This window comes from Acinetobacter sp. YH12112 (assembly GCF_013418945.1).
Taxonomy (GTDB): Bacteria; Pseudomonadota; Gammaproteobacteria; order Pseudomonadales; family Moraxellaceae; genus Acinetobacter; species Acinetobacter indicus.
In genome coordinates this window covers 75526-81525 of the sequence record NZ_VPBA01000012.1, presented here as the reverse complement: position 1 = coordinate 81525, position 6000 = coordinate 75526, and the positions used below count along the sequence as shown (strand labels likewise).

Genomic DNA, 6000 nt, shown 5'->3' with positions numbered 1-6000 from the left:
GCCACATCTCCGACAGACTAGGCCAGCATCATTGGTCTCTTCAAATAATTTAACCCATACGAGTCTTTGTTGAATTTCTCTGTTCATAGACACCAATTATATTGAAATGATGTCTATGAATCACACATCTTAATACTGAATTCGACATATTTTAAAAGCGTCCAACCGGGCGCTTTTTTTGTAGCAAAAAATCTTTGCTGCTTTTATCGACATTTTGTTCAATTCATGGCTTAATCTTGGCTAATAATAAAACCCGGAAGGGCTGAAGTGCCGAATTTTCTTTACAATTCTGAACTTAAGTCTAATTCCGACATTTCAAAAACTTTATACACTGTAGGTTATATATTTCGCTTAATGATAATGTCACATCCTATGATTATTTTATTTTTAAATAGCAACATTTATTTAATAAAAAATGATCACTATTTAGCAATGTGATAATACTATTCAGCCAAATATAAATCGGTATACTAGAATCTCTTGTATAAAAAGTAGCAATATCAGGAAAGACAATGACTGCACGTATTCAAAAAGGCAAGTTAGCGATTGCTAAAGAACTTTACGATTTCATCGAAAATGAAGCATTACCAGGTTCTGGTTTAGACAGTGACACCTACTGGAAAAACTTTGAGCAAGTCGTTGTCGACCTTACGCCTAAGAACAAGGCATTGCTTGCCAAACGTGATGATCTGCAAGCGAAGATTGACGAATGGCATCGCAATAACACATTTGAACTAGAAGCTTACAAAGCTTTCTTGTCTGAAATTGGCTACTTATTACCAGAAGTAGAAGATTTTCAAATTACGACTGAAAATGTAGATGAAGAAATTGCATTACTGGCAGGCCCACAGCTGGTTGTCCCTGTACGTAATGCGCGTTACTGCCTGAACGCAGCCAATGCACGCTGGGGTTCTCTATACGACGCACTATACGGCTTTGACGTAATCTCTGAAGAAGATGGCGCAGAAAAAGGCAAAGGCTATAACCCGAAACGTGGTGAGAAAGTTATCGCATTCGCGAAAAACTTCCTGGATGAAACTTTCCCGTTGGCGCAAGGTTCACACGCAGATGCAACAAAATATGCGGTTGAAGGCAATGCACTGGTTGTTAGCCTGAAAGATGGCTCAACTACGACTGTTGCAGATGCTGCTAAATTTGTCGGTTATAACGGCGAAGCGGCTGCACCAACTGAAGTTGTGCTGAAAAATAACGGCCTGCACGTCATCATCCAGATTGATGCCAACAGCCCAATTGGCCAAACTGATGCTGCTGGTGTTAAAGACGTAGTTCTTGAAGCTGCAGTAACAACAATCCAAGACTTGGAAGACTCTGTTGCAGCGGTTGATGCTGAAGAAAAAGTAGAAGGCTACCGTAACTGGTTAGGCCTGATGAAAGGTACATTGGAAGAGTCGATTGAGAAAAATGGTAAAACCATTACCCGTAAACTCAATGCTGACCGTACCTTCAAAAATGTTGAAGGCGGTGAAACCAAGGTTCATGGCCGTTCATTGATGCTGCTTCGTAACGTAGGTCACTTGATGACCAACCCGGCGATTCTGGTCGATGGTGAAGAAATTTATGAAGGCATCATGGATGCATTGGTAACACCTCTGCTTACCGTGGCTGACATCCGCGGTGAAAACACGATCAAGAACTCGCGTAAAGGTTCAATGTACATCGTGAAGCCAAAAATGCATGGTCCAGAAGAAGTGGCATTTGCAGTTGAGTTGTTTGAACGTGCTGAACAGGCGCTAGGCTTACCTGCGAAGACTTTAAAAATTGGTATCATGGATGAAGAACGTCGTACTTCTGTGAACCTGAAGAACTGTATTGCACAGGCGAAAGACCGTACCATCTTCATTAACACAGGCTTCATGGATCGTACTGGTGACGAAATCCATACCTTCATGGAAGCGGGTCCATTCGTTCGTAAAGGCGAAATCAAAGGCCAAAAATGGTTCCCAGCGTACGAAAACCGTAACGTGATGGTCGGTCTGCAAACCGGTTTACGTGGTAAAGCACAGATTGGTAAAGGCATGTGGCCTAAACCAGACATGCTGCTAGACATGTACAAAACCAAGACTGAACATCCAGAAGCGGGCGCAAGCTGTGCATGGGTTCCATCACCAACAGGTGCAGTGGTTCACGCGATTCACTACCATCAAATTAATGTCGCGAACCGTCAGCAGGAACTGCTTGCGACTGAAGCGCTGCCATTAGATGACCTGTTAACGCCACCACTGGCAACAGACACCAACTGGTCTGACGAAGAGAAACTGAAAGAGCTTGAAAATAACTGTCAGGGTATCCTAGGTTATGTGGTTCGTTGGGTTGACCTGGGTGTGGGCTGTTCGAAAGTTCCAGACATCAACGATGTTGGCCTTATGGAAGACCGCGCAACTTTACGTATTTCTTCTCAGCACGTTGCTAACTGGTTACGTCACGGTATCGTCACGCGTGCACAGGTTGAAGAAGTGATGCAACGTATGGCGAAAATTGTGGATGAGCAAAATGCCAACGATCCACTGTACACGCCAATGGCAGCAGACTTTGCCAACAACGTTGCATTCCAGGCAGCGTCTGACCTGATCTTTAAAGGTGGCGAGCAGCCAGCAGGTTATACCGAGCCGCTATTGCACGCAGCACGTTTAAAATTAAAAGGCTATACAGGTGACTAATCCTGAATTTGCCTGATCTAAAAAGCCTTCTTCGGAAGGCTTTTTTTTATGGCAATAATTACACACCGAACAGCACTAGAACTTTCTGTGCAGACCTTTTAGAGTGAGGGAAATCATCAAAATCTGGAAGATGTTATGGGCGCGTATCAATTTCTTGATCAACAGTTTATTGCCGGTGTATGGATCAAGGGCACTTCAACCCGAATCCTGGACAATCTGAATCCTTATACCCAAGAAAGCATTTTAAAATTACAAGGTGCCAGTATTGTCGATGTTGACAGTGCCTATGCGGCGGCTTTGGAGTATGCCGCAAAGTGGGCAGACAGTTCAGCCGAAGCACGAAAAAATCTGCTGCTGCGCGTAATTGAGATTATTCAGGCGCGTCGGGAGGAAATTATCGACTGGCTGATTCAGGAATCGGGCAGCACCCGCTTAAAAGCCAATATTGAAGTCGATGCTGCAATAGGCATTTTAAAAGAAAGCTCGACTTTCCCGGAGCGTATGTTAAGCCAACAGTTGCCATCTCCCGATCCAACCCGTCAAAGCTATGCGGTACGTAAACCCCTGGGCGTGGTGGCGGTAATTAGCCCGTGGAATTTTCCTTTTCATTTAAGTATGCGTTCGGTGGCTGCAGCACTGGCGCTAGGCAATACCGTGGTGCTGAAACCGGCCAGTGATACGCCAATTACCGGTGGCTTGCTACTGGCGAAACTGTTTGAAGAAGCCGGTGCTCCGATGGGCAGCCTTAGTGTGCTGGCAGGTGCAGGTAGTGAAATCGGTGATTATTTTGTTGAACATGAAGTGCCGAAACTGATTTCCTTTACCGGTTCTACCGAAGTGGGCAAGCGCGTGGGTCAGCTAGCAGTGAGCAGTCCCAATTTAAAACGGCTGGCGCTGGAGCTGGGCGGAAACGCACCTTTGGTGGTGCTGGATGATGCCGATCTGGACTTGGCGGTAGAACTGGCGGTGATGGGGCGCTTTTTGCATCAGGGTCAGATTTGTATGAGTACCAATCGCATTATTGTCGATGCAAAAGTGCATGACAGTTTTGTCGGTAAACTGGTTGAACGCAGTAAAAGCATTCCTTTTGGTGATCCGAATGAAGATACTACAGTGATTGGCCCAATTATTAACCGTGATCAGGTGCAGAAGATTCAGCATATTATCCAGCAAGGACAAGAGGCTGGCGCGACGCTGGTACTGCAAGGTGCCACGCGCGGTCATGTGATTCCACCGCATATTTTTATTGATGTTGACCCGGCGTCGAGTCTGGCGCAAGAAGAAAGTTTTGGGCCGGTACTGCCGGTGATTAAAGCGCAAAATGAGGCCGAAGCACTGATGCTGGCCAATGCCACACGTTTTGGCTTATCGAGTGCAGTTTGTAGTGCCAATATTGAACGTGCCAAAGCCTTTGCCTTAAAAATTGACGCCGGGATGACGCATATTAATGCCATTACCGTAGCTGATTATCCGAATGCACCTTTTGGCGGTGAGAAAAATTCTGGTCTGGGGCGTTTTAACGGACAATGGGTCTTAGAAGAGTTTTGTCGCACCCACTGGTTAACGCTACCCAGTTAAAGCGTAGACGCAACTTAACCGTCTGAAGGCGTATAATAGGGCTGTCTAAACTGAGCAGCCATATTTCCATGTGTGCCAACTTTAAACCGCTTACGCCACAACAGCGACAGAATTTAAATCTCCCGGATATTCCTTTTGAATATGAAGATGAGGTCTATCCGGGTTATCACTTGCCGTTGCTGTTCAAATCTGAACAGGGGCTGGAATGGCGTAAGGTGATGTTTGGTCTGGTACCCAAATGGGCAGAAGATAAGAGCATTGCCCATAAAACCTATAACGCCCGTAATGAAACCCTGTTACAAAAACCCAGCTTTCAGGAAGCGGTGCTGAAACGCAAGTTTGGGGTCATTCCGGTAACGGAATTTTATGAGTCCAAATATATTGACAATAAACCGCAGCGCTGGGGCGTGCGCCGTAAAGATGGGCAGGCATTTTATATTGCGGCTTTATATGAAATTTGCAAAATTCAGGATGAGATTATTCGTTCCTGCACCATGATTACCATGGACGCGATTGACCATCCGATGATGAAAGACTTTCATGAACCGGGCAATGTAAAACGTTCGGTGATTGTGATTCCGCATGCACGTTTACAGGAATGGCTTGGTCAAACTCAGCCGGATATTCAGCGTTTTGTCGAAGGCTTTCCGGTTGAAGAATTTGAATGCTCGCATGTACCAAAAATAAAAATCGAAAAAGTTAGTCCCCAACTGAACTTTTTCGATTCTTTGTCATAAGCAGTGTGCAGAATGCTGGATGATTAACGCGATAAGTTATTAAAAATATGACGCAAACTGTCCATCATTTTTTCAATCTGTAGGGGGGTTAAGCCTTCAAAGGACTGTTCCAGTACCACACCGGTCAGATCGTTAATTTTTTCGGTCATGGCATGGCCCTGATCGGTCAGAATAACCCGGGTGATGCGCGCATCATCTTCACAGGAGTAGGTCTCCACCAGGCCTTCTTCTTTTAGGCGATAGACAATTTTGGTGGTGGTCGACATCTTTGACACCACCATATCTGACAGGTCGGAAACGCTGGCATTCGGTTTGGCTTTTAGCGCAATCAGAATGCGGCGGCGTGAGTTATCCAGACCATATTTCTTGAGTGCATGATCGACATTTAACACATATTGAGCATGGACTTGGGTTACCCAGTAATAAGGAAACTGCTCAATATTGAAGTCTTCAGTAGAAGGCAGAAATTTGGAATATTTCTTGGTCATTTAGTTATTCCTTGCATTTTTAATTGTATTTGTGTGAAATCCCATCACATTTTATTTGAAATGTCATATGCTTAGCAAGTCGTTTTAATCGTATTCGTCAATAAAAGGCTCAGTCAAAGCGTTTTTATCGGGAGATCAGCTGGCTTAGACTGGGATAGTTAGGGAGAGATCATCCCTATTTTAGTCCTGATAAATGGTCATAATCTTCTGTGTAAACTTCAGTATTTCATCTTAAAGATGCGTATTTTTAAAGTATGAGTAATGACGATGCGCGTTTTATCCAGCAATTATTCAGCCCAAAACACCCCAAAGTCTTGTCTCCTAAAAAACAACCATTTTCACTTGATCTTAATTGGCCGTTTTTTTTCTGCTTGAAATAGCGACTGATAGGGCATTACACCTTTCTCGCGAAGCACTTTGATAAACGTATATTTGTTGCATTGTCATATATTTTTATCCGTTATTTTTGCATGAAAATGATCATGATGCTGTTAAGAGTAAAGCATTTGAGTCAGGGAC

Annotated in this window: 4 protein-coding genes; 3 read left to right on the top strand and 1 reads right to left on the bottom strand. The window is 44.2% G+C overall.

Features of this window, described 5'->3' with window-relative positions; translation table 11 throughout:
* Nucleotides 1-512 precede the first annotated feature (512 nt).
* From FTU50_RS06510 to FTU50_RS06500, 3 genes are all read left to right on the top strand, one after another.
* Nucleotides 513-2678, top strand: a complete 2166-nt coding sequence (locus FTU50_RS06510) for a malate synthase G (RefSeq protein WP_005177554.1) — start codon at nucleotides 513-515, stop codon at nucleotides 2676-2678.
* Nucleotides 2679-2813: 135 nt separating this feature from the next.
* On the top strand, nucleotides 2814-4256 hold the full coding sequence (locus tag FTU50_RS06505) for an aldehyde dehydrogenase family protein (RefSeq protein WP_180054410.1): 1443 nt from the start codon (nucleotides 2814-2816) through the stop codon (nucleotides 4254-4256).
* 68 nt (nucleotides 4257-4324) lie between these two features.
* A complete protein-coding gene (locus FTU50_RS06500; protein ID WP_075175641.1) occupies nucleotides 4325-4993 on the top strand; it encodes an SOS response-associated peptidase in 669 nt (222 codons plus the stop codon).
* 23 nt (nucleotides 4994-5016) lie between these two features.
* Here the strand turns inward: FTU50_RS06500 and FTU50_RS06495 are convergent, their stop codons facing one another.
* Nucleotides 5017-5481: a MarR family winged helix-turn-helix transcriptional regulator gene (locus tag FTU50_RS06495; protein WP_005177561.1), complete on the bottom strand. Its 465-nt coding sequence runs from the start codon at nucleotides 5479-5481 to the stop codon at nucleotides 5017-5019.
* Between the last annotated feature and the right edge of the window lie 519 nt (nucleotides 5482-6000).

Bases quoted from the DNA above. Each gene is read 5' to 3' on its own strand.
- FTU50_RS06510 (WP_005177554.1), top strand. From the start codon at position 513: ATGACTGCACGTATTCAAAAAGGCAAGTTAGCGATTGCTAAAGAACTT.
- FTU50_RS06505 (WP_180054410.1), top strand. From the start codon at position 2,814: ATGGGCGCGTATCAATTTCTTGATCAACAGTTTATTGCCGGTGTATGG.
- FTU50_RS06500 (WP_075175641.1), top strand. From the start codon at position 4,325: ATGTGTGCCAACTTTAAACCGCTTACGCCACAACAGCGACAGAATTTA.
- FTU50_RS06495 (WP_005177561.1), bottom strand. From the start codon at position 5,481: ATGACCAAGAAATATTCCAAATTTCTGCCTTCTACTGAAGACTTCAAT.